Annotated in this window: 23 protein-coding genes; 14 read left to right on the forward strand and 9 right to left on the reverse strand. The window is 68.7% G+C overall.

Annotation, left to right across the window (positions count from 1 at the left end; genetic code table 11):
* Positions 1-141: 141 nt before the first annotated feature.
* Complete coding sequence (locus ACIRQY_RS29895) at positions 142-402, reverse strand: UBP-type zinc finger domain-containing protein (RefSeq protein ID WP_351781774.1); 261 nt, start codon at positions 400-402, stop codon at positions 142-144.
* A gap of 39 nt (positions 403-441) precedes the next feature.
* On the opposite strand from ACIRQY_RS29895, the gene ACIRQY_RS29900 reads away from it, so the two are divergent.
* On the forward strand, positions 442-2,037 hold the full coding sequence (locus tag ACIRQY_RS29900; protein WP_403930891.1) for a Na+/H+ antiporter: 1,596 nt from the start codon (positions 442-444) through the stop codon (positions 2,035-2,037).
* On the opposite strand, the gene ACIRQY_RS29905 is transcribed toward ACIRQY_RS29900, so the two are convergent.
* Positions 2,013-2,978, reverse strand: coding sequence for a 1-aminocyclopropane-1-carboxylate deaminase/D-cysteine desulfhydrase (locus tag ACIRQY_RS29905; protein ID WP_403930892.1), 966 nt, complete (start codon positions 2,976-2,978; stop codon positions 2,013-2,015). The two genes, ACIRQY_RS29900 and ACIRQY_RS29905, sit on opposite strands and share 25 nt — an antisense overlap.
* Before the next feature lie 226 nt (positions 2,979-3,204).
* Positions 3,205-3,795 (reverse strand): N-acetylmuramoyl-L-alanine amidase, encoded by a 591-nt coding sequence (locus ACIRQY_RS29910; RefSeq protein ID WP_351781780.1) that lies wholly within the window; start codon positions 3,793-3,795, stop codon positions 3,205-3,207.
* 271 nt (positions 3,796-4,066) lie between these two features.
* Here ACIRQY_RS29910 and ACIRQY_RS29915 point away from each other — a divergent pair, with 271 nt between their 5' ends.
* Both ACIRQY_RS29915 and ACIRQY_RS29920 read left to right on the forward strand, forming a co-directional pair.
* On the forward strand, positions 4,067-5,479 hold the full coding sequence (locus tag ACIRQY_RS29915) for a family 2B encapsulin nanocompartment shell protein (RefSeq protein WP_403930895.1): 1,413 nt from the start codon (positions 4,067-4,069) through the stop codon (positions 5,477-5,479).
* Positions 5,480-5,582: 103 nt separating this feature from the next.
* Complete coding sequence (locus ACIRQY_RS29920) at positions 5,583-6,626, forward strand: family 2 encapsulin nanocompartment cargo protein polyprenyl transferase (RefSeq protein ID WP_403930897.1); 1,044 nt, start codon at positions 5,583-5,585, stop codon at positions 6,624-6,626.
* A gap of 97 nt (positions 6,627-6,723) precedes the next feature.
* Here ACIRQY_RS29920 and ACIRQY_RS29925 read toward each other — a convergent pair whose 3' ends face one another.
* On the reverse strand, positions 6,724-7,299 hold the full coding sequence (locus tag ACIRQY_RS29925) for a TetR/AcrR family transcriptional regulator (protein ID WP_403930899.1): 576 nt from the start codon (positions 7,297-7,299) through the stop codon (positions 6,724-6,726).
* A 135-nt stretch (positions 7,300-7,434) separates the two neighbouring features.
* On the opposite strand from ACIRQY_RS29925, the gene ACIRQY_RS29930 reads away from it, so the two are divergent.
* On the forward strand, positions 7,435-8,016 hold the full coding sequence (locus ACIRQY_RS29930) for a dihydrofolate reductase family protein (RefSeq protein WP_403930901.1): 582 nt from the start codon (positions 7,435-7,437) through the stop codon (positions 8,014-8,016).
* 130 nt (positions 8,017-8,146) lie between these two features.
* Positions 8,147-8,575 (forward strand): DUF6304 family protein, encoded by a 429-nt coding sequence (locus tag ACIRQY_RS29935; protein WP_351781790.1) that lies wholly within the window; start codon positions 8,147-8,149, stop codon positions 8,573-8,575.
* A gap of 277 nt (positions 8,576-8,852) precedes the next feature.
* Here the strand turns inward: ACIRQY_RS29935 and snpA are convergent, their stop codons facing one another.
* A complete protein-coding gene (gene snpA / locus ACIRQY_RS29940) occupies positions 8,853-9,497 on the reverse strand; it encodes a snapalysin (RefSeq protein ID WP_351781792.1) in 645 nt (214 codons plus the stop codon).
* Between the two features lie 186 nt (positions 9,498-9,683).
* Between snpA and ACIRQY_RS29945 the strand changes: the two genes are divergently transcribed.
* Genes ACIRQY_RS29945 through ACIRQY_RS29955 form a run of 3 tightly spaced genes read left to right on the forward strand, consistent with a single transcriptional unit; the run spans position 9,684 to position 11,531 of the window.
* Positions 9,684-10,652, forward strand: a complete 969-nt coding sequence (locus ACIRQY_RS29945; RefSeq protein ID WP_403930904.1) for a LysR family transcriptional regulator — start codon at positions 9,684-9,686, stop codon at positions 10,650-10,652.
* The gene (locus ACIRQY_RS29950) at positions 10,649-11,113 is read left to right on the forward strand and encodes a GNAT family N-acetyltransferase (RefSeq protein WP_403930905.1); all 465 of its coding nucleotides are present in this window, start codon (positions 10,649-10,651) and stop codon (positions 11,111-11,113) included. The genes ACIRQY_RS29945 and ACIRQY_RS29950 overlap by 4 nt, the downstream gene beginning before the upstream one ends.
* Before the next feature lie 46 nt (positions 11,114-11,159).
* Complete coding sequence (locus ACIRQY_RS29955) at positions 11,160-11,531, forward strand: hypothetical protein (protein ID WP_403930907.1); 372 nt, start codon at positions 11,160-11,162, stop codon at positions 11,529-11,531.
* Positions 11,532-11,844: 313 nt separating this feature from the next.
* Here the strand turns inward: ACIRQY_RS29955 and ACIRQY_RS29960 are convergent, their stop codons facing one another.
* The 3 genes from ACIRQY_RS29960 to ACIRQY_RS29970 form a co-directional block, all read right to left on the reverse strand.
* Entirely contained in the window at positions 11,845-14,058 is a 2,214-nt protein-coding gene (locus ACIRQY_RS29960; protein WP_403930909.1) for a CHAT domain-containing protein, read from the reverse strand.
* 128 nt (positions 14,059-14,186) lie between these two features.
* Positions 14,187-14,717 carry an NUDIX domain-containing protein gene (locus ACIRQY_RS29965; RefSeq protein WP_403930910.1) on the reverse strand — a complete coding sequence of 177 codons (531 nt, stop codon included), beginning with the start codon at positions 14,715-14,717 and terminating at the stop codon, positions 14,187-14,189.
* Between the two features lies 1 nt (position 14,718).
* Positions 14,719-16,074, reverse strand: a complete 1,356-nt coding sequence (locus ACIRQY_RS29970) for a helix-turn-helix domain-containing protein (RefSeq protein ID WP_403930912.1) — start codon at positions 16,072-16,074, stop codon at positions 14,719-14,721.
* 222 nt (positions 16,075-16,296) lie between these two features.
* Here ACIRQY_RS29970 and ACIRQY_RS29975 point away from each other — a divergent pair, with 222 nt between their 5' ends.
* The 6 genes from ACIRQY_RS29975 (at position 16,297) to ACIRQY_RS30000 (ending at position 20,896) form a co-directional block, all read left to right on the forward strand.
* The gene (locus ACIRQY_RS29975; protein ID WP_403930913.1) at positions 16,297-17,046 is read left to right on the forward strand and encodes a hypothetical protein; all 750 of its coding nucleotides are present in this window, start codon (positions 16,297-16,299) and stop codon (positions 17,044-17,046) included.
* 79 nt (positions 17,047-17,125) lie between these two features.
* Positions 17,126-18,019: a phosphotransferase family protein gene (locus ACIRQY_RS29980; protein ID WP_403930915.1), complete on the forward strand. Its 894-nt coding sequence runs from the start codon at positions 17,126-17,128 to the stop codon at positions 18,017-18,019.
* A gap of 1 nt (position 18,020) precedes the next feature.
* Positions 18,021-18,713 (forward strand): class I SAM-dependent methyltransferase, encoded by a 693-nt coding sequence (locus ACIRQY_RS29985; RefSeq protein ID WP_403930917.1) that lies wholly within the window; start codon positions 18,021-18,023, stop codon positions 18,711-18,713.
* A 22-nt stretch (positions 18,714-18,735) separates the two neighbouring features.
* Positions 18,736-19,266: a hypothetical protein gene (locus tag ACIRQY_RS29990; protein WP_403930929.1), complete on the forward strand. Its 531-nt coding sequence runs from the start codon at positions 18,736-18,738 to the stop codon at positions 19,264-19,266.
* 152 nt (positions 19,267-19,418) lie between these two features.
* The gene (locus ACIRQY_RS29995) at positions 19,419-19,994 is read left to right on the forward strand and encodes a hypothetical protein (protein ID WP_403930919.1); all 576 of its coding nucleotides are present in this window, start codon (positions 19,419-19,421) and stop codon (positions 19,992-19,994) included.
* 41 nt (positions 19,995-20,035) lie between these two features.
* Positions 20,036-20,896 carry a hypothetical protein gene (locus tag ACIRQY_RS30000; protein ID WP_403930930.1) on the forward strand — a complete coding sequence of 287 codons (861 nt, stop codon included), beginning with the start codon at positions 20,036-20,038 and terminating at the stop codon, positions 20,894-20,896.
* 15 nt (positions 20,897-20,911) lie between these two features.
* Here the strand turns inward: ACIRQY_RS30000 and ACIRQY_RS30005 are convergent, their stop codons facing one another.
* On the reverse strand, positions 20,912-21,802 hold the full coding sequence (locus tag ACIRQY_RS30005; protein WP_403930921.1) for a hypothetical protein: 891 nt from the start codon (positions 21,800-21,802) through the stop codon (positions 20,912-20,914).
* Between the last annotated feature and the right edge of the window lie 370 nt (positions 21,803-22,172).

A 22,172-nucleotide genomic window follows, 5' to 3' on the forward strand; every position in this document is an offset into this window, starting at 1 on the left:
CGGCCCTGGGCTCCGACAGGTCCCGGTACGGCCTCGGGCTCCGACCGGTCTCCGCCGGGACCGACCGGCCCGGGCGCGGGGGCCTCGGCCGGGGAGCCACGACCGCTCCGGCCCCTGGCCCGGCGCGGGCCCTCCCCGCTCTCAGACGATCGCGCTGTCGACGAAGCACCAGCGCCAGGACTCGCCCGGCTCGAAGGTCCGCATCACCGGGTGTCCGGTCGCGCCGAAGTGCCCCGTCGCGTGCCGCCCCACGGAGGAGTCGCAGCAGCCGACGTGCCCGCAGCTCAGGCAGAGCCGCAGCTGCACCGGATGCGTCCCGGCGGCCAGGCACTCGGGGCAGGTGGCGGCCAGCGGCGCCGGTTCGGGGCGCGGCATTTCGGCAACGTGCGGGCACTCGCTCATGATGGCCAGGTTACGTCGGGGCACAGGACGAGGGCGGGCATGGACGCACTGCAACTGGTGGCACTGGTGGCGGCGAGCGCCGCGGTCGCGGGGTTCGCGCGCAGGACCCCGGTGCCCGCACCGCTGCTCCTGGTCGCGGTCGGCCTCGCCGCCTCGTACGTCCCGGGGGTGCCCGACTACACCCTCGACCCGCACATCGTGCTGCCGCTGATCCTGCCCCCGCTCCTCTACACCGCCGCCGTCGACTCCTCGTACCTCGACCTGCGGGCCAACATCCGGCCCGTCGCGCTGCTCTCCGTCGGGTACGTGCTGTTCGCCACGGTGGCCGTGGGCTGGCTCGCGTACGTGCTCGTCCCCGACCTGCCGCTGACCGCCGCCCTCGTGCTGGGCGCGGTCGTCGCCCCGCCGGACGCGGTCGCCGCCACCGCCATCGCCCGCAAACTCGGCCTGCCCAACCGCATCACCACGATCCTCCAGGGCGAGTCCCTGGTGAACGACGCCACCGCCATCACCGCGTACAAGGTCGCCCTCGCGGCGGCCGTCGGCGAGGGCGTGAGCTGGGCCGGCGGCCTCGGCGAGTTCGCCCTCGCGGCCCTCGGCGGCATCGGTGTCGGGCTGGTCCTCATGCTCCCGATCCACTGGCTGCGCCGGAACCTGGGCGACTCCCTCCTCCAGAACACCCTCTCCCTGCTCATCCCCTTCGTCGCCTACGCGGCGGCCGAGGAGGTCGGCGCCTCCGGGGTCCTCGCCGTCGTCGTGGTCGGCCTCTTCCTGGGCCACCGCGCCTGGCAGGTCGACTTCGCGACCCGGCTCCAGGAGGAGGCGGTCTGGAAGATGGTCGCCTTCGTCCTGGAGTCCGCCGTCTTCGCGCTGATCGGCCTCCAGCTGCCGTACGTCGTCCAGGGCCTCGGGCAGTACGGCGTCGGCGAGGCGGCGGGATACGCGGCGGGGGTCTTCGTCGCGGTGGTCCTCGTCCGCTTCGTCTGGGTCTACCCGGCGACCTTCCTGCCCCGGCTCTCGGCCCGCGTCAGGGAACGCGAGCCGGGGGTGGACTGGCGGGCTCCGCTCGTCGTCGGCTGGGCGGGGATGCGGGGGGTGGTCTCCCTCGCCATCGCCTTCTCCATCCCGGTCGCCGTGGCCGGGGAGGAGTTCCCGGCCCGCAACCTCGTGCTCTTCCTCACCTTCACCACCGTCATCGGCACGCTCGTGGTGCAGGGCCTCACGCTGCCGCCCCTCATCCGCCTCCTGAAGCTGCCGGGCCGGGACAGGTACGCGGAGACCCTCGCGGAGGCACAGGCCCAGAGCGAGGCCTCGCAGGCCGCCGAGGAACGTCTCGACGCGCTCCTCGCCGACGAGCGCAACGCCCTGCCGCAGCCCCTCGCCGACCGGCTGCGGATCGTCCTCGAACGGCGCCGCAACGCGGTCTGGGAACGGCTCGGAGCCGTCAACGCCGTCACCGGGGAGACCGTGGACGACACCTACCGGCGGCTCTCGCGGGAGATGATCGGCGCCGAGCGCGAAGTATTCGTACAACTGCGCGATGCGCGCCGGATCGACGACGAGATGATGCGCACCCTGCTCCGCAGGCTCGATCTGGAGGAGGCCGCCGCCTACCGCGAGGAACTCGACGACTGAGAGCCGGGTCCGGGGCCCCCGCCGGGACCCGCTGTGGCCCCGCCCGCCCGGTCCGGCGCGCCCGTCACCACCGCCGCGAGCCGGGTGCCCGCCGGGAACGCGCCCTCCTCCGCGAGGACCGTCAGGCCGTACAGCATTTTGGCCACATACAGCCGCTCGATGGCGAGTCCGTGCCGTTCCTCGAAGTCACGTGCGAACGCTTCGAGGGCGGGGGACGTGCGCGCGTAGCCCCCGCCGTGGAACCGCTCGTCCAGCGTCCAGTCGCCGCGCGGCCCGCCGAACGCCGCCTCCTGGAGCGCGCGGACCTCCCCGCCCAGGAAGCCGCCCCTGAGGACCGGGACGCCGAGGGCCCGCTGCCCGGGGCGGAGCCCGGCGGCGAGACCCGCGAGGGTGCCGCCCGTGCCGCAGGCCACCGCGACCGCGTCGGCCGCCCCGGCGAGCTCCCGGCCCAGCTCCACGCACCCCCGGACCGCCAGCGCGTTGCTGCCGCCCTCCGGCACCACGTACGCGTCTCCCGGGGCCCGCTCCAGGAGCCCCGCGAGGACCACCGGATCGTTCTTCGCGCGGTACGTGGCCCGGTCCACGAACTCCAGCCGCATCCCGTCCGCCGCGCACCGCGCGAGCGAGGGGTTGAGCGGGCGCCCGGCCAGCTCGTCGCCGCGCACGATCCCGACCGTGGGGAAGCCGAGCAGCCGCCCGGCGGCGGCCGTCGCCCGCAGATGGTTGGAGTACGCGCCGCCGAAGGTCAGCACCGGCCGCCCGCCCGCCGCGACCAGGTTGAGCGCGAGCTTGCGCCACTTGTTGCCCGGCAGGTCCGGGTGGATGAGGTCCTCCCGCTTGAGCAGCAGCGTGAGCCCGCGCCGGGTGAAGCGCCCGTCGGCCACCGGCTCCAGGGGCGAGGGGAGCCGGGGCCGCAGACGGGAGAGGTCGGGGGCGTTCACCAGGCCATTGTCCCGGCCCACGCGCGCGCGTGCGGACCGGGACGCCCGCGCGCACGTGCGGGCGGGTCGATCGGGACGTCCCGCGTACGGGTGTGCGCGGGGTGCCGCCGCGAGGCCGTGGCGCGCCCAGGGCCGGACGTCCCGCGTACGGGTGGGCGCGGGACGTCCGCCTACGCGTGGACCGGGTGCGTACGCGTGCGCGTGCGTCGGGACCGCGCGGTCCGGCTCAGCGCAGCACCTCGGCGACGCGCTCCCGCATCGAGGCCATCGTGAACCCCTTCGGGTCGATCTTCCCCGGCTGCCACTCCAGATGCCCGATGACCGAGCGGTGCGACCAGCCGTGCACCCGGCACACCGCCGCCGCCGCCTTCGCGATGGCCTCCAGCTGGACCTTGGGCCACGGATCCTTGCCGTCCCCGAGGTTCTCGCACTCGAAGCCGTAGAAGTACTGGTTGCCGTCGGTGGTGGCGTCGTCGTCCACCGGCAGCCCCTGCTCGGCGATGACCGCCCGCAGCACGTCGGCGTCACCGAGCCCCGCGTGGTTGGCCCGCCCGAACCCGACCAGATGGACCGTGCCGTCCTTGGCGATCACACCGTGGCAGAGCGGCCCCGGCAGGGACTCGTAGCCGTCCCGGCAGATCCTGACGGTGCTCGCGGTGCCGCTGGTCACGGTGTGGTGGATCATCACACCGTGCACCGGCCCCCAGGGACCCTTGCTGTTGCGGTTGTGGGTGGACCAGTCGCCGACCTGGACGACCGTGAGGCCCTCGGCGCGCAGCGCTTCGAGGAACCTGCTCGCGGACATGGGTGCGGACATGACCGACTCCCTTCGGAGAACGGGTGGGCTTCCGGGGTGACCGGAACTTCCGGAGTACCGGATTCCGTCAATCCGCCGCCAACCGTTCGGACCGTGTGCGAGCCGATCCGGACAGCTTCCGGAGGGACGGCAGGGGCCCCGTTGTTCGGAGGGAAATCGAGTGACATGCCCCGAAGATGATCGAACAGTCCCACCCGAACGTGTAATGGCGGCCGCACGCTCCGTGCTGAAAGGCTTCGTCTCGCAACTCAGTCATACGAGAGGGAGTTCCATGTCCGTTGGTTCGGTTGGCGACGAGGTCCTCGCGGAGCAGGCGCCGCAGCAGAGTCTCGGCACCGCCGCCGCGCGGAACCTCGCCACGACCACCAAGTCGGCGCCCCAGATGCAGGAGATCACCTCCCGGTGGCTGCTGCGGGCACTGCCGTGGGTCCAGGTGCAGGGCGGTACGTACCGGGTGAACCGCAGGCTCAGCCACTCCGTGGGCGACGGCCGCGTCACCTTCGTCCAGACCGGAGAGCGCGTCGCGGTCATCCCCGCCGAACTCGCCGAGCTCCCCGCCCTGCGCGGATACGAGGACGAGGAGGCGCTGGCCGAGCTGGCGACCCGCTGCCGCCAGCGGGAGTACGCGGCGGGCGAGGTGATCGCCGTCGCAGGTCAGCCGGCCGACCGGGTCCACCTCCTCGCCCACGGCCGCGTCGAGCAGATCGGCGAGGGGCCGTACGGGGACGAGGCCGTCATCGGCGTCCTCGCCGACGGCGCCTACTTCGGCGACGACTCCCTCGTCGACCCGGACGCCGGGTGGCAGTGGACCGCCCGCGCCGCCACCGCCTGCACCGTCCTGGAGCTCACCCGGGACGACGTGCGGAACCTCGCGGACCGCGCCGGTTCCCTCGCCGCGCAGCTCGCGTCCGTCGCGGACCGGCCCGAGCGGCGGACCAACACCTACGGCGAGGCCGCGATCGACCTCTCCGCGGGTCACGTCGGCGAGGCGGTCGTCCCGCACACCTTCGTCGACTACGAGGCCGCGCCCCGCGAGTACGAGCTGAGCGTCGCCCAGACCGTCCTGAAGGTCCACAGCCGCGTCGCCGACCTCTACAACCAGCCGATGAACCAGACCGAGCACCAGCTGCGGCTCACGGCCGAGGCGCTCCGCGAGCGCCAGGAGCACGAGCTGGTCAACCACCGGGAGTTCGGCCTCCTCGCCAACTGCGACTACGAGCAGCGCATCCAGCCGCACGCGGGCGCCCCCACCCCGGACGACATGGACGAGCTGCTCTCCCGGCGCCGGGGCTCCAAGATGTTCCTCGCGCACCCCCGGGCCATCGCCGCCTTCGGCCGCGAACTCAACAAGCGCGGTCTGGTGCCCGAGACGATCGACCTCGACGGCAACCGCATCCCGACCTGGCGCGGTGTCCCGATCTACCCGTGCAACAAGATCCCGGTCTCGGACGCCCGTACGACCTCGATCATCTGTATGCGTACGGGCGAGGCCGACCAGGGGGTGATCGGTCTGCACCAGACCGGTCTGCCGGACGAGATCGAGCCCGGCCTCTCCGTCCGCTTCATGGGCATGGATGAGCAGGCGATCATCTCCTACCTGGTCACCGCCTACTACTCGGCGGCGGTCCTCGTCCCGGACGCGCTCGGCGTCCTGGAGAACGTCGAGGTCGGGCGCTGGGGCTGAGCCGACGGCGTCCGGGCGCGGGGGCCGAACCCTCCCGCCCCCGGACGCCGGGCCCGTCGCCCGCAGCACCGCCCCGGAGGATACGAAGGAAGTGACCGTGACCATGGCCAGCGCGGATACCGTCACCGACGGTCAGGGGGCCGTGCGGCTCCTGGACCGGACGCGGACCGCTGTCAATCCCGCATTGCGCTCGACCGTCGAGACCCTGCCCGGACCCATGCGGCGGGTCGCGATGTACCACTTCGGCTGGGAGCACGCCGACGGGACACCGGCCGCCGAGCAGCCCGGCAAGGCCATCAGGCCCGCCCTGGTCCTCGCCGCGGCCCGCGCCCTCGGCGCCGAGGAGGGCCGGGCGGTGAAGGCCGCCGCCGCCGTCGAACTGGCGCACAACTTCACCCTGCTCCACGACGACATCGTCGACGAGGACGTGACCCGCAGGCACCGCCCCACCGCCTGGACCGTCTTCGGCGTCCCCGACGCGCTGATCGCCGGTGACGCGATGAACGCGCTCGCGCTGCGGCTGCTCGTCGAGGATCCGCACCCCGCCTCGGCCGCCGCCGCCGCCCGGCTCGCGGCCTGTGTCATCGAGCTCTGCGCCGGACAGCAGGCGGACTGCGCCCTCGAACGGCGCGCTCCGGTCGAGGTCACCCTCGACGAGGTCCTTGCGATGGCCACGGCCAAGACGGGCGCCCTCCTCGGTGCCTCCTGCGCCATCGGCGCGCTCTACGCGGGCGCGGGCGAGGAGGAGGTCGCGGCGCTCGACGCCTTCGGCCGGGAGGCCGGTCTCGCCTTCCAGCTGATCGACGACCTCATCGGCATCTGGGGAGACCCCGACCGGACGGGGAAGCCCGCCGGGGCCGATCTGGTGGCCCACAAGAAGTCGCTGCCCGTGGTGGCCGCGCTCACCTCGGGCACCCCGGCGGGGGAGGAACTGGCGGAGATCTACGCCCGCCCGGTCCTGGACGAGGCGGCGGTCCGGGCGGCGGCGGACGCCGTGGAGCGCGCCGGTGGGCGTGACTGGGCGCAGGCCCAGGCCGCCGAGCGGATGGGCCGGGCCGTCGAGTACCTGGCGCGGGCGGTCCCGGACCCGGCGGCGGCGGGCGATCTGCTGGCCCTGGCGGAGTTCGTCACCCGCCGCACCCGCTGAGCACCCGCCGGGGCCGTTGAACAGCTCCCGCACCCGCTGGAGACCCCGCCGCACCCGCTGAACACTCCCCGGGCCAGCCTGCCCCCCGGCCCGGGGCTCAGGACTCCGGGACCAGCCGGGCGACGACGATCCCGACGAGTTCGTCGAGGTTCTGATCGCCGTGCAGGTCCGGGACGGTGAAGTGGTCGAACAGCAGCCCCGTGAGGGCGAAGTAGAGCAGCCGGACCGTGTCCGCGTCGCCGGGCATACCCGCGTCGAGATGGATGCGGATGTTCAGATCCAGGTCGGAGCGGAGCACCTTGGTGAGCTGGGTGCGCAGCTCCGGCCGCCGTACGGCCTCCAGGCGCAGCTCGAAGAGGCCGAGATAGCAGGTGCGTTCGGCGGAGAGCCGCCGGACCATCCAGCGCATCAGCTCGCCGACCAGTTCCTTGCCGGGGGCGGGGAGCAGCGCGGTGTCGATCGCGCCGGGCGGCGGGGTCAGCCGTACGAAGATCCGGTCGGCGACCTGGGAGAGCAACTGGTCCCGGTCGGTGAAGTAGTTGGACGAGGTGCCCGTGGGGACCCCCGCCCGGGCGTCGACCGCCCGGAAGGTCAGCCCGCGGGCACCTTCGTCCGCCAGTGCCTCGATCGCGGCGTCGAGCAGGACCGTACGCCGTTCGGGGTTCCTCGCCATGTCTGCGTACTCCTCGGAGGGAAAAGGGACTTGGGAAGGGAGTCCCGGAAAGGGTCTTGCGTAACCACTACAGGTGAAGCACTATAGCTGTCGTGGTTGCGGATGCGGCCATGCTCCCCGAGGAAGAGGACCGGTTTGCGCAAGCTCACCTACTACATCGCCTGCACCATCGACGGCTTCATCGGTGACCCCGAGGGCGATGCCACGTCCATGTTCGGATACGTGGACCCCGCGTACATGGGTTTCATGAGCGCCGAATACCCCGAGACCATCCCCACGCAGGGCCGGGAGGCCTTCGGGATCGACGCCGACAGCAAGCACTTCGACACCGTCGTCCAGGGGATGCGGTCGTACCAGCTCGCCCTCGACATCGGCGTCACCAGCCCCTACAACCATCTGCGCGAGTTCGTCGCCACCCGCTCGCTGGCCGAGTCGCCCCACCCGAACGTGGAACTGATCGCCGACGACCTCGTCGGCCGCGTCCGCGAACTCAAGGCGGAGGAGAGCCCCCTGGGCATCTACCTCTGCGGTGGCTCCGTCATCGCCGGGGAGCTCATCGAGGAGATCGACGAACTGGTCATCAAGACCTACCCCCAGGTCTACGGCACCGGAACACCCATGTTCGGCGCGGGCTTCGAACCCCGCGACTTCGCACTCGGCGAGGTCCGCACCTTCGACAACGGCGTGCTCGTCCGCACGTACACCAGGAAGCGCTGACCCGGCGCGCGGTGGGGGCGCGGAAGCGACGTCCCCGCACCTGACCGGCACAAACGGCGAGACCGGGAGAAGTCCGGCCACCAGGTGGCCGGGCGCGCGCCGGAGCCGGTCATACCGCTACAGTCCGCGCATGTCATCGGAGTCGTCGGAATCGACGGAAATCTGGACCGGCTGGTACCGGGACCGCAGCGGCGCGGAAGCCATCGTCATCACGGCCGACGGGCGGCAGGTCGCCACCCGGATCAGGGGAGTCGAGTACAAGGGCGAGGGCTTCTCCTCGCTCACCGCGCCGGACGAGGGCGGCCGCCCCCTCACCGGCTGTGTCCTGGAGTGGGACCTGTCCCTTCCCGTCGCCCTGGACGGCGCGTCCCAACCCGCCACGCTGAGCTGCCTCCTGACGCTCGGTGAGCGCGCGGACCTCAGCCTGACCCTGCACTACGGCGGGACGTCCTTCGAGGCGTGCGTCGCCGGGGGCGACTTCGAGGGGGCGCTCGGCCGGGTCCGCGGTCAGCTCCCGGAGGGCGCGGACTTCACCCGGAGGCTGCTGCAGGCGGCCTGAGGGCCGCCCCGGTGGCCGTACCGCCGCGCCCCCGTGCGCGGTCCGGTCGACGGCCGCCAGGTCGCGGTCCCGCACCCGGGCGGGTGCGTAGCCGGCGGATGTGAGGTCACCCGTGAACGACGACGGCGGCGCCCCGGGGAGGAGGCGCCGCCGCTTCGTGTCAGTGACCTGTTCCGGTCATCCTCAGCCGGTTCTTGTCAGTTCCAGCCAGCTCTGACCAGTTCTGGCCCGTCCTGGCCGGAACTGGTCGTTGCTGGCCCGTGCTGGCCCCTGATGGTCAGTTCTTGAAGGCGGAAGCGAGCCCGTAGCGCCACAGCTGGTCGACGCGGGCGCGCTCCGTCGCGTTCGGCTGCGCGTTCTGGCAGGACGTGCCGGGGCCGCCGCCCGACATCAGCTCGCTGCACGGGCCGCTGTAGCGGTCCGGCAGCCCGAGGACGTGCCCGGTCTCGTGGGCGGTCACCCGGGTCGAGTTGTACTGCTGGTTCTGCCGGTAGTCGAGGAAGATGTAGCCGTTGCCGTGGCCGTCGGTGCTCGCGTACGAACCACGGGAGTCGTTGCCCTCGTAGTACGTGAAGTCCGGGTTGCCGCCCTCGACGAGACGGACGTTCACCACCGAGCTGTTCCATATCTGGGTCGAGCGCGCGATCTGGGTGCGGAAGCTCGGCGCGTTGGCGGCGCTGTAGACGACGGTGACGGCCGCCGCGCCGGGAGTGGCGGCGCGCTTCTCCGCCACCGACTTCACCACGGCGTCGAAGAACGCCTGGTTGGCCTTGGCCTCGGCGGCCGAACCGGCGTACGCGACGACGGCCCTGTCCACCTTGACGGTGTCCGCGGCGGACGCCGGGGCCGCGCCGAGGGTGGCGGCGAGACCGAGACCGAGGGTGGCGGTCAGTACGGAGGTGAGGACCTTGGGGTGACTCATGGGGGGCTCCTCGTGTTGGGGTCGGGAGCGAGTGTGGAGCGCGCCGGGGGCCGCGCGGATGATGTCAACCGCTGATAGCCCCACCGCATCACCTGCACAACTCCTCCCCAACTACCTTGAAATCCAAGGTGATTGAGCGGTTCCGGGTATCTGGTGCGACTCAGGCGGCCGCCCTACCCTCGGGGCATGGAGCTGGAGGTGAGACACCTGCGCGCGCTCTGCGCCATCGCGGACACGGGGAGCCTGCACAAGGCGGCCCGTCAACTGGGCATGACACAGCCCTCGTTGACCACCCAGCTGCGCCGCATCGAGAACTCCCTGGGCGCCGAACTCTTCTCCCGGGGCCGCACCGGCTGCCGCCCCACCCCCCTCGGCCGCTCCCTGCTCAGCCGGGCCCGCCCCCTCGTCGCCGACATGGCCGAACTCGTCGCCGAGACCCGCGCGGCCGCCGCCCGCGCCGAAGGACCGGGACTGCGCGTCGGCTCCACCGCCAGCCGGGCGCTCCCCGGCTGGCTCCGCCGGCTCCGCCAGCGGCTGCCGGGCACCGACGTCGGCCTCCGGATGGACGTCTCCGCGAACGCGCTGCTGCGCACGGTCGCCGCGGGCGGGCTCGACGTGGCGTTCGTGCACGAGGTGGAGGGCAGCCCGTTACGGGTCCCCGAGGGCATCGAGGGGCGGGTACTGGTCGACCGGGAACCACAGTTCATCTCCATGGCCCGCCACCACCCGGCCGCCGCCGGGCCCGTCGTGGACCTCACCGACCTGGCCACCGACCACTGGATGGTCGACCCGACCGTGGACGGCGAATGGGACGGCCTGCGCAGGGTCCTCGGCGCGGCCGGCATCGACCCCCCGCTGCTGCACGGCGACTACCACACGGCCGCGTCGATGGTCGTCCTCGGCGAGGCCGTCGCCCCCTGCCAGCCGACCTCGGGCCCTCGCGAGGACATGGCCATCCGGCCCCTGCGCGGCGACCCACTGGCCGTCCGCCTGGTGCTGTACGCCCGCCCTGGGGCGCCGCTGGACATCCTTTACGGGGAACTCGCCGCCGCCTACCGGGAGGTGGCGCTGCGCGCGGCCCCGTACCGGGACTGGCTCTGCCGACAGGGGACGACGGTGGGCGGCTGGGCGGGACCCTGCATGATGACGGCATGACCGAACACACACCGGTACGGCCGGCCCGCCCGGAGGACCTGGCGCGGATCGTGGAACTCGTACGGGAGCACACGGCGTTCGAACGGGCGGCGCCCCCGCCGCCCGACCTCGCGGAACGCCTGAGGGGCCTCCTCTTCGACACCCCGGCCCCGCGCCTCGGCTGCCTGGTGGCGACCGCGGGGGACACGGTCGTGGGCTACGCGACCTGCGCCCCGGAGATCTCGACCTGGGACGGCGCGGAGTACCTCCACATGGACTGCCTCTACCTCACCGAGGCCGCCCGCGGCCACGGCCTGGGCCGCTCCCTGATGACGGCACTCGCCACGGAGGCCACCCGCCGGGGCCTCACGGAGATCCAGTGGCAGTCCCCACCCTGGAACGAGAACGCGATCCGCTTCTACGAGACCCTGGGCGCGACCCCGAAGGAGAAACGCCGCTACACCTGGCGCCCGGGGGCCTGAGGCCCGGCCGGGGCGGGCTGTCAGAGGCCCCTGCTATCCATGTGTCATGGGGTTCTTGGTGCTCGTCGAGGGCGACGCGGGGGGATGGAAGGTCGACTGGGAGGCGCTCACGGAGGTGATCCGCGCCCACTGGCCGGACGTCCGGACCGACCGGACGGACCGCAGCGAGGTACGGAGCGTCATCTGGGAGATGGAGACCGAGTGCGGGTGGGGTGAGGCGTACCTGCACGCGGACGGGACCTGCCTGTACCTGGACGTCTGGGAGAAGGAGGCGATCCGGCTGGCCACGGCCTTCCGCCATCTCACCCCGCCGCACCTGCGCCTGGTGTTCTGCGACGAGGGCTACTCGTACGACGTCCGTGTCCCCGCCGGGACGACGGAAGAGGAGCTGGCGGAGCTGGTGAGGGCGGCGGCCTGAAGCCCGAAGCGACCGCCCCCCGCCCTGACCGCAGCCGTCGCCCGCCGGAAACGACCGCACCCGGACCGCCATGGACGCCGTGCTCGGCGGCCTGCGGACCGGGTGCGGAACGAGAGACACCGCGGTCGGAGGAACCACGGGCCGGAGAGGCTCGGATCAGGCCTTCTTCGTCTCCTAGTAACGGGGCGGGCCGGTGACCTGCGGGGATGATGGCCGCAGGTCGCCGACCTGGTCTTTTGGTGTTGGGTGGCGATGGGCTGTGACGGTCGTGATCGGGTGTCCTGCGGACTGTGTGCGGACTGCTGTGTTGCGTTTAGAGCGGCAACTCGGGTCCTGTGTGGGGCCGCCGTGGTTCAGGGCGCAGGCGATAGCTCTTCACACGGTTCGCCACGTGCCCCAGGTGGACGCGCTCAGGGCGGCCGACAAACAGGTAGAACATCGACTCTGGCACATAGCCGGGTCTACGGAACCAGTTCCGAACCTTGGAGCCCATGCCCATGTCGTCCGCGATTTCGGCCAGCACGCGCTCGGTGTCCTCGTAGATGCGCCCCCTCCGGAGGCGCCCCTTGGATCTGTTCATCATGAAGTCCGTCAGTACCGGGATGCTGCTGCCGCGGTCCTTCATGGCCCAGTTCTGCAGTGACCTGCTGGCGCCCAGGATGTCGTTGACGGCGTTGCTGGCCTGCACGTAGTGCCACACATCGAGAAGCGTTGCAAAATGACCCGGGTGCTTCAGTTCCTCGAGTACGTTCGCGAGGAAGCGGACCATGAGCATTGCGTTGCGGTCGACACGCACCGGGACCTGTGTGCCAAGTACGGCGAGCACGCCTTCGCGGAGTAGCAGGTCGGTCACGCTGACCGCGCCAGCGCCCCTGGGAGCGACATGGCAGGCGCTGAGCATTACGACGGGAGGCGCATTCCCGGGGCCGAGGCCGAGTTCCAGGCATAGCTCATCGCCGATGACGAGTCCGGAGACGTTGCCCCTGAATGAGCCGTGCGCGCTGATGATCAGAAAGTCCGGGCGGTACTCGGCGACAGCGTGGCGGAGTGCATCCGGGGTGAGTGTTTCGACCTCATCGATCTTGAGCGCGTCGCCCGCTGCCTGGGCGGCCTCTTTCGCGACCTTCCAGCCCTGGCGCGAGAGTCGGCCCACAGGGTCACTGGTAGGAATGCATTCCGCGATGAGGACCCTCACTCTGCCGTTGAGGTTGACGCTTGAGGGCGTGTCGGTCTCGTGCTGGAGAGTGCGGATCAGCGGGGTAAGCGGGCGGTAGGTAAGGGGCAATCGTGCGGTCAGCGGGGAGGTGTCGCCGGGCAAGGTCAGGAGTCCGAGGGGGAAGTTGGAGAACACCGTTAGCTGCGATGCCCGCTTGATCAGCTCGACGACGTCCTCGCTCCAAATGGAGCTGGCGGCTGCGTCGAGACGGGCCATCAGACTGCGAACGCTGGCGGGATTCTCGTTGCCGATGAAGTGCCGTTCCAGTTCGGCCAAAGCCACGAAGGCATCCCTGGGGACGGGCGGCATCATCAGCCCGAGCCCGTTTGTGGCAACGGCGTGATGTGTCGCAGCGAACTCGATGGCGGCATCTTCTACCGCACTGTCGGAACGCTCGTGAAGTGACACGGACCAGACGTTCGGCTCGACTTCGCTGCTGAGAGGGGAAATTTGGCTGCGCAGTTCACTGCTGTATGCCGTGCGCGAGTAGGCGACAGCAACTCCTGGTAGCGCGAGAGTCAATGGGAATCTGATACTTCTACTTCGCGCTTCTTCGTCTAGTGTGCTCTCGAAGCGTTGTTCGGCGACTTCTCGCTGTGTTTCCTCACTTTCCAGCCGAGAGATCGTAGCGAGGAGGATCTGCCCGTGCACCGCTCGCAGGACCAGCCCGTCGGTGCCACTATCCGGCGAAGGCTCGGCGAGGTCGCTGGCCCGTCCCATCTGCCTTGCGAGCCTGCGGTGGGGCAGTAGGACGGGAGCAAGATCTAGGCGTCGAGTCAAGGTGAGTACGTTCGATAGCGGCTCGCTGTCCGGGATGAAGTGATGGTGGATTGCCTTCCACTGCGCCGTGAGGCTTTCGTCGCTCAGGGCCGCGTAGCCCACTGGAGGCAGGGCGAAGTTCATCGCCTTGGAGCGCTGCCGGGCCTCTTCCAGTAAGTCGTCCGGGCACACCACTAGTGTGCGGTGGAGCCCACGGAAGAATCCATCGACGTACCTTGCGTCGAACACGTCAATCGGTAGGAGCAGGATGTGATGGTCGAGCTTTAGCTGCTGGGCCGCTTTGAGGATCCTGGCTGGTGTGTCAACGAGGTCGCTGAGGGTGCTCGGAAGGTGCACGGTGTACCAGAGCCCCGGGAGTGCGGCAGCAGCGGCTCGGGATATTCCATGGGGTACGGTCACATCCCTGTTCGCGGCTTCGTCCAGCTGTTCCGTGGTGAGGGGCGAGTACGCCGCCGGATTGGTTCCGCCGTTCTCGGCACGGCACAGGACGACATAGCCGAGCGGCCGCTCAAATGGTGATTCCGCTCCCATGATTACACCCTCCCCCCGCGAAAATCACTGCTTGTCTACAGCGTATTCGACTGTTCACCGCTTGTAACGTATCGGCGTCGGTACTGCGGGCATCTCGCCGTGCCCTGATTAACCACACCAGTTCTCGTCTACGTCCAGCCGTCCAGCGATACCTGAGGCCCTCCGATGAGGTAGCGGTGAAGGGCGCTGGCTGTAGTGTCAACGAACGCCTCGGGAATGACCTTGGCGTCTACCCAGCAAACCTGGCTGTGCTTGCGGGGTTCGCGGTTCTCGGGGTCGCCGGTCCATTCGTGGGCGGCGAAGACGACGGTGAGGAAGCCGTTGGGGGCTTCGACGCCCCAGGCGCCATGGATGATGTGGGCGACCTTGAGGGACTCGGGCTTCACAGTGAGGCCGGTCTCCTCGTACAGCTCGCGGACGGCCGTCTCGGTGATCGGTTCGCCCGGTTCGCTCTTGCCGACGGGGAGGTCCCACAGGCCCTGGGTGAACTTGGCGTTTTCGCTGCGCTGAAGGAGGACGACGCGGTTGGTGGCCTTGTCGTGGACGATGACGGCGGCGACCAGCAGGGTCATCGATTCGAGCGCCGGCTTGAGGGTCTTCGGCTGGTCGTTGGTCTGCTCGGCCACGGTGTTCCCTTCGTCGGGCGGGTTGTTGGGCATGTTAGGCGAGGGCCTCGCGGGCGCGGCGGGCGAGATCGGCGGCGCCGGCAACGCGGCGGCGCTGGTAGACCGCGAGCGTGGAGCGGATCGAGGTGATCGCCTTGCGGGTGCGGTCGGAGGTCATGCCCTCCATGAGGACCAGAGCTTGAGTCCAGGCGGCGACGGCCTCGTCGGCGCAAGCCTGGGCGGCGAGGCTGTCGCCGAGGTCGGCGTGGGTGAGGGCGTGGACGCGCTTGTACTTCTCCGGGTCCCACCGGGTGAGGGCGTCGCGGTGCTGCTGCTCGGTGCCGATGTGGTCGGCGAGGTCGGTCAGGGTGCGGGCGGTGTGGCTGGCCACGGTGCCGGCGGCGGGGCCGCTCACACGGGAGTAGCTGGGCTGGGGACGGTCGTCGCGGAGAAGGGCGTCTTCGGCGGCGAGCAGGGCGCGTGCGGCCGATGGGTGCTCGTCGGTGGCGGCGTAGGCGCGGGCGTGGGTGATGTGGAGGAGGGCCTCGGTCTGGCCGTCGACGTGGCCGAGACCTGTGCGTAGGGCGCCTTCGACGAGGTCGACGCAGTGGTGGGGCTGTTTGAGGCTGAGGGCCTGGTGGGCGAGGGCGCGCATCATCCAGGCGGCGTGGCCGTGGGGGTCGGCTTCGCAGGCGAGCTTGTAGCCGACCTGGTAGTAGCGCTGGGCGGCGCCTTCCTGGCCGAGGTCGTGGTGCTTCCATCCTGCGAGGTAGGCGAGTTCGGCGACGGCGCCGAAGGCGGCCCGGCGTAAGGCTTCGCTGGGGAAGCGTCCGCGCAGCATGGGGGCGGCGGTGTCGGCGAGGTACGCGGTGACGGTGGTCAGGCCGTGCCCGCCGCCGAGGCGCTCGTCGGCGGCGCTGAAGGCCGCGGTGATCTGGCGTACGACGTCCACGTCCTCTACGCCGACCAGGGATGTGCCGGTGCGGGCGCGGAGCATGCGGGCGGTGGCCTCGTGGTCGTACCCGAGCGGCATGGCGACGCTGGCGGTGGTGAAGGCCGCGATGGCGAGGAAGCGGCGGCGCTCGACGTCGGCCCGGCCCAGGTCGGTAGCCGCGAGGACGGGGTCGAATTCCGCCAGCGCATCGCCATCACCGACGGGCAGGCCGATCTCGGTATGGGTGATCGTGCGCCCTGCTCGACGGGACAACGCCTCGGCCAGGTACTGGCCGACCCGGCCCGACGGGGCGCGGGTGCCGTTCACCCAGTGGGAGATGGCCGACTTGTTGGTCTGGAGGATCTCGCCGTTGTCGGCCGCGATGCGCCGCACGTCTCTGGCGAGGCCCTCGTAGGTGCAGCCTGCCGACTCGATGACTTCGCGCAGACGGGAGTTAGGGTCTCTCTGCGCCGCCACGATCGCCTCCATTCCGGAGCTGTAAACCGCGTATACCGCTTCAACTGCCTTCCACCGTAGTCACTGAGCGTGACCACCGGTTCACTTATCAGCAGCCGCCCGGAACGGCGCAACCGTGATCCAGGCCCCCCTTGGTCCGGGCGGCACCCCGAAGTTCCGTACGTCCACACCAGGCTCGGGCATTCCTGTGCCCGAACCCGGCCAATCAGAGACGGAGACACGGTGACCACCATCGACACCACGGCCATCACGGTCGAGCTGCCCGAGGCGTTCGACCCGCGCTGGAGTCGCCTGCCCGGCATCCAGGTCGACGGCCGGCGCATCACCATCGACCCGGCCGAGTACTTCTTCCGCTTCGAGTCGAACACGTGGCTCGTCGCCGATTGGGAGTTGGTCAAGGCCCAGCTCCTGGACGTGGACGAGACGACCGAGAGCACGGTCGAGAAGCTCGCGCTCGACTTCATCAAGCAGCACAGCGAGTCCACGTCCGACGCGGCCCGCGTCCTGGCCACCGCGTACGAGGTGTACGCCTACCTCTTCCGCGAGGAGCACCTGGCCGGCCTCGGCCTGCCGCAGATCACCGCCGAGCACCTGCGGATGCTCCGCGAGGCGGCCACGCTCATGGCGCTCAACAAGGTCGAGCTGGACGGGCACATCTCCAACGTCGGACCGTGCTGGTTCTTCCCCGCCGCCACCTCCGTCGTCTTCGACCTGGACGACGAGACGGGCGGGATGCTCGACGAGGTCTACCACGGCGGCTGGTTCAACGAGCGCCGGCGGATCGAGTCCATCAAGGCCCACGCCGCGCTCGGCGGCCGGCTCGTACACGGCTGCCAGTCGGTGCCGGACCAGTCCGGCGGCGTGGTCGCGCCCTACGGTGCCTCGATGGCGAACTTCCGTGACGACCTCGCCGCGTTCAAGGCGGGCTGGATCGAGCAGGTCTACGCCCACCGCGTGAACCCCGCCGCGTAACCCCACCCGGTCAGGCTCCGGGGCGGGCTGGCACTCCTTGCCCGCCCCGGACGCCACCCCCCATCCCCGGAGCCCTCCCGTGACCACGAACCCCAGCGCCGAACTCCTCGACAACCTGCTCACCGCGACCGGTCAGACCACCGCCGCGCGGAAGGAGGTACGCGTGTGGTCCATGTCCGGAGTCGAGCGCGTGACCTTCCCCGACGGCTCCACGGCCATCTTCAAGTACGCCAAGAAGCCCTTCGACTGCGAGGACCAGACCCTCCGCCTGGCCCGTACCCTCGGCGTACCAGTCCCTGAGGTCCACGCCTCCGCCGTCCTGGACGGCTGGCTCGGCATGCTCATGGAGGACCTCGGACCGTCCGTACGCGAGGCCGACGACCTCGACGGTGTCGCCGCGGCCGTGATCCTGCACGGCACCCGTACGGCTCCGCCCTTGCCTATCCTCGGCCAGGAGCGCCTGCGCGCACTTCCGGTCCGGGCGCTGGAGCACCTCGAACGGCTGCGCAAGGTCGACCGGTGGCAGGACGCCGACGACGTCGAGGACGCGCTCGACCGGATCGCCCAGGCCGCCGAGGCCCGCTCGGCCGGAGCAACGCTGGAGCCGTTCGGATGGGTGCACTCCGAGTTCCACCCCACCAGCCTCCGCATCGGCGAGCGCGGCTGGCGGCTGCTCGACTTCGCCCGCGCCTTCACCGGCCCCGGCCTGCTCGACCTCGCCAGCTGGCACGGCACCATCGAGCCCCCGCACCCCGTACGCCTGCGCGTCTTCCTGGAGCAGTACGTCACCGCCGGCGGCACTCCCGACGCCCTCGCCCCGCGCGGCGGGCTCACCGCCGAGAACTGGGCCCTGGGCTGGCACCGTATGTGGGCCGTCGAGTGGTTCATGGAGCAGTCCATCCGCTGGATCAACGACCCGGCCACCGGCCCCGTCTACATCAAGGCCGTCCGCCGCCACCTCCTGGAGATCTGACGTGCTCACCCAGGCTTCCCCGTGGCACGCCCATGCCCTCCAACGCACCGCCACCGGACTCGCCGAACCTCTGTCCGTGCCTGCGCGGATGGAGTGGACCACGAGGCCCGGCCAAGGGGTCGGGGCCGAGATCCTCGGCCCCGACCTGCGCGGCAAGCGACTCCTGGAACTCGGCTGCGGCCCCGGACACAACGCCGCCCACCTCGCCACCCGCCACGCGGCCCACGTCACCGGTATCGACCTGGTCGGCCTCCAGATCCGCCGCGCCCGCTCCCACTACGGACGGCTGAACAACCTCACCTTCGTGGCTGGCCACGCGCTGCACTACCTGCACGCCTCCGACGAGCAGTTCGACGAGATTTACTCCGTCTTCGGAGCCGTCGGCCTCGTCGCTCCCGAGCTCCTGCTCCCGGCCATCGCCCAGCGCCTCACGCCCGGCCGGGTGCTCGCCTTCTCCGTCCCGCACCCGCAGCGTGGCGGCCGCAGCCCCTCCGGCGACGACCGACCCCGCCGCGACCACGTCACCCTGCCCGACCGCACCCGCCTACCCATCGCCCGATGGGAGTTCTCCACGGACCGGTGGGAGAAACACCTCAGCCAGGCGGGCTTCTGGCTCACCTCCGCCCAGGAGTTCCACGACCCCCGCATGGGCCACTGGCCCACCACCCTGCTGATCCGCGCACGCAAGCTCTGACAGCCGCTCCTCGCCCCGGCCTCTGGAGGACCGATGCGCACGCCCGGACGAGCACAGTTCGACCCCGGCCACGCAGGCCCGTCACGACGTCGTCCCCGCCGACCACAGCGCCGACAACCCGGTCACCGTCTGGCTCAACCCCGACCACGGCCGCCTGCTCATGGACGTCATCCGCACCGGCTTGGTCACCTCGGCCTGGTGCACCAGCTGGCGCCAGGACGCCACCACCCTCATCGGGCCCCTCCTAGGCCTCCCGACGCTGCCGTACCTCGACCTGCCGCGCCCGCAAATCACCACCAGCCACCCCGACGGCTACCTCTGGAAGCGCGACCACGTCGACGCCTGGCTGGGCGACGCCCCCGCCGTCTGGATCGACGACGATTTCACCCGCCTCGACCATGAATGGGCGGTGGAACGCGCCGCCCGCGGCACGGCAACCATCCTGATCCAACCCAACCCCCGTATTGGGCTCCAGGCTGAGCACCTGACCGAGGCACGAGAATGGGCGGCACGGCTGGTCTGCAGTTGCCCTGATGAGGCGCACTCATCGTGACAGGCGGGCCATCGCGTCAATAGTAATTAATTACTATTGACTAACTTGCTGCGGCTGTCTCCTTAAACATCGGAAGGGTTCTGCGCTCAAGGTGGTGGAATCCTCCCGTGCCATGCTTCAATGCCACACGAAGCGGCACTATGGAGATTCTGATGATCGCGGCAGTGGTAACGGCCTGTGCCAGCATCCTGATTGCCATCATGGCTTACTTGTTGAACCAGCGAGGAGAGGCTCGAAGATCTCAGCGTGAAGCAATGATCGACCAGGTGGGTAATCAACTAAAAGATCTCTACGGTCCGCTTCTCGTCCTTGCGGAAACAAATGAGAAGGCATGGATTGAGTACAGTAGGCGCCATATCCTTCCCACTCGTGTAGGCTCTTCCGGGATTTTACTTTCAGAGTTGGAGGAGATGCGATGGCGCACGTGGGTAGAATCCGTTTTCGCTCCAACAGCCCAGAAAATGCGGGAGATCATCACCACCCGGGGTGACCTGATCATTGGAGGGGAAATGCCGCCCGTTGTTCTGGAGTTTTGCGCGCACGCGGCGACCTATGACGCTCTCCTGGCGAACTGGAGCGGAGCCGATCCAAGCAAGTCTACTCTTATTCGACACCCGGGAAGCAGATTCCTGTCCTACGTCCGTGAGTCGTACGAATCACTCAAGGTGGAGCAGGCGCTCCTACTCAAGGCGACACGCGAGGATAATCGATCCGGACCCCATCAATAGGGACTCCTATTGAAACTAAGGAGGCTGCTATTAAGCTATTCCTGAGTTGGTCAGGAGAACGCTCTAAGAAGACCGCTGAGGCCCTGTGGTCTTGGTTGCCGGATGTTCTCCAGTACGTCAATCCCTGGCTCTCCAGTCTGGATATTTCTGCAGGAAGGAGGGGAGTCAGAGAGATTACCGATGAGCTCTCGGAAACGAATTTTGGGATCATCTGCGTAACCCCTGAGAATCAAAATTCCACCTGGATTAACTTTGAAGCCGGAGCTCTTTCGAAGCAGGTCGATGGTGGCTATGTCGTCCCGTTCCTGATCGGCATGAAAACTACCGACCTCATCAGTCCTCTAAGTCAGTTCCAGGCCGTCGTCGGGGATAGTAAAGGCGACGTGCAGAAGCTTCTATTCGACATTAATGACGTCTCAGGCGGCTTGGCAATTCCACGTGAAAGGCTGGAGCGTGCTTTCCAGAGGAGTTGGCCCGAGTTCGAAAATAGCGTCAGAGTTATTGGCGCGATCTCGTCGAGGGGTGGCAATCTGAATAGAGTACAGCGATCTGAAGCTGACATGACGGAAGAGATCCTTCTAATCTCCAGACAGCTTGATCACCGCCTGGCGGAGATCGAGAGATACGCGCGACGGGTGGACGGAGAACCCAGACGGCCGTCTCGGGAGATTCGCCGGATCAGCGAGGAGAAGTTCATTTCATCCTCATTCGCAAAGATCGGGTGGGAGGCTGTTCGCTCTTCCTGGGAGGGTGAAAGTGTAGTTATCACGGCACAGAGTTCAGGCGGGCATTCTCCGTCGATTACGCATGACTTTGTCGAGCGGCTAGCCAAGTCCTTGGGGCGGGAGGTAGTAGTGCTGGGAGACGTTGGGGATGTGATTGTCCGCAGCAACCTTCCCTAATCCTCTAACGGCTTCCTAACGCTCGAATTTCACCTCGACGGGCATCGGCATCTTCTCTCCCTTCCTCAAACGTCGAAGACGCAATTCTCCATTCCTTTCCGGATCGACCCAAGCATTCCATGCCTTGATGTAAATTGACGCTTGGTCCCGAATGCCCATTCTGCGCCTGGAGCCCCACTTCTGCGTGTCCCTTGGCACCTCTCGCAGGGTGAGTCTCGCATCACCAGGATCCAAGTTCGCACCCGACTTGAGGCCCGCAATCCACTCATCGATATCCGCGGCAGGTGCTACTTCAGTAGTCAAAAAGAATCCGACCGCCACAACTGTCTGGCTTGCGAACAGGTGCTTAGAAAGCTCGCGACCGATTTTTACCGCCTCCTCGTACCTGTCCTTATCCTCGTTGTATGCGGAAAGGATTCGGTCGTTTGATACCTGGGCACGGTTACCAATCCATGAGTCGTTCGGCATTGTTTTGAAGAGGATTACGTGTCGAATGGTGGAGGAAAGTAGTGGCAGGTACTTCGCTCCAGTTGACAGCAGCGTGTCTGCCGCACTCCGACGCTTTCCGGTGTCGAGAACTGGGAAAACTTCCCTTGGTAGACCATCGAAAACGAGCATCTCTACGGGAGTATTCGCTTCGATAATTGCGCGGAGGCGATGCTGGCCATCGAGAAGTGCGCCGGCGGCGTCAAACGCGATTCCCTGATGGGTCAGCTTCCATTCGCCACGGAGAATGGTATCAGCCAGAGACCTCACCTGCCCCATATCTAAGCGTCTATTAACTGAAGCGCGGGACAGAAAGGTCTCGGCAATTTCTGGGGTTACTTTAATGACCCGTGAGGCGATTTTTCCTTCAGGCTCTTCTGGATCTGGATCTGGATCTGGATCTGGAATAGCGATAGTCATCTTCTGATGCTAAGGGTGGCGACGTCGAGGCTCCTTATCTTTGATCGAAAGTGATCAACCTCGACCATTGGGGCGCTTTTTAAGTACCTCTGATGCTCTAACTGGTCGTTTCGGAGCGAGTTGAGCCACGAGCCCTGTACTCCGGACCTTGGGAAGTGCCCTGTCCATGATGCGTTACCAAAGCATCTGACCGGGATCAGCGGTGCCGACTGCGCTTGTTCGGTTGAGCCGTGATGCGCCAGCTGAGGACCTCGGCGGGGCGCTCGGCAGTGCTGAGACCGCGTTTGAGATCTGCCGTGTCCCGTTGCTGAAGGGCTCGTTGAACTCTCTGTGAGCGGCGTTGGGGGTGGGTACCCATCGGACCTGACGG

It is taken from the genome of Streptomyces sp. NPDC101490 (genome assembly GCF_044767145.1).
Classification (GTDB): domain Bacteria; phylum Actinomycetota; class Actinomycetes; order Streptomycetales; family Streptomycetaceae; genus Streptomyces.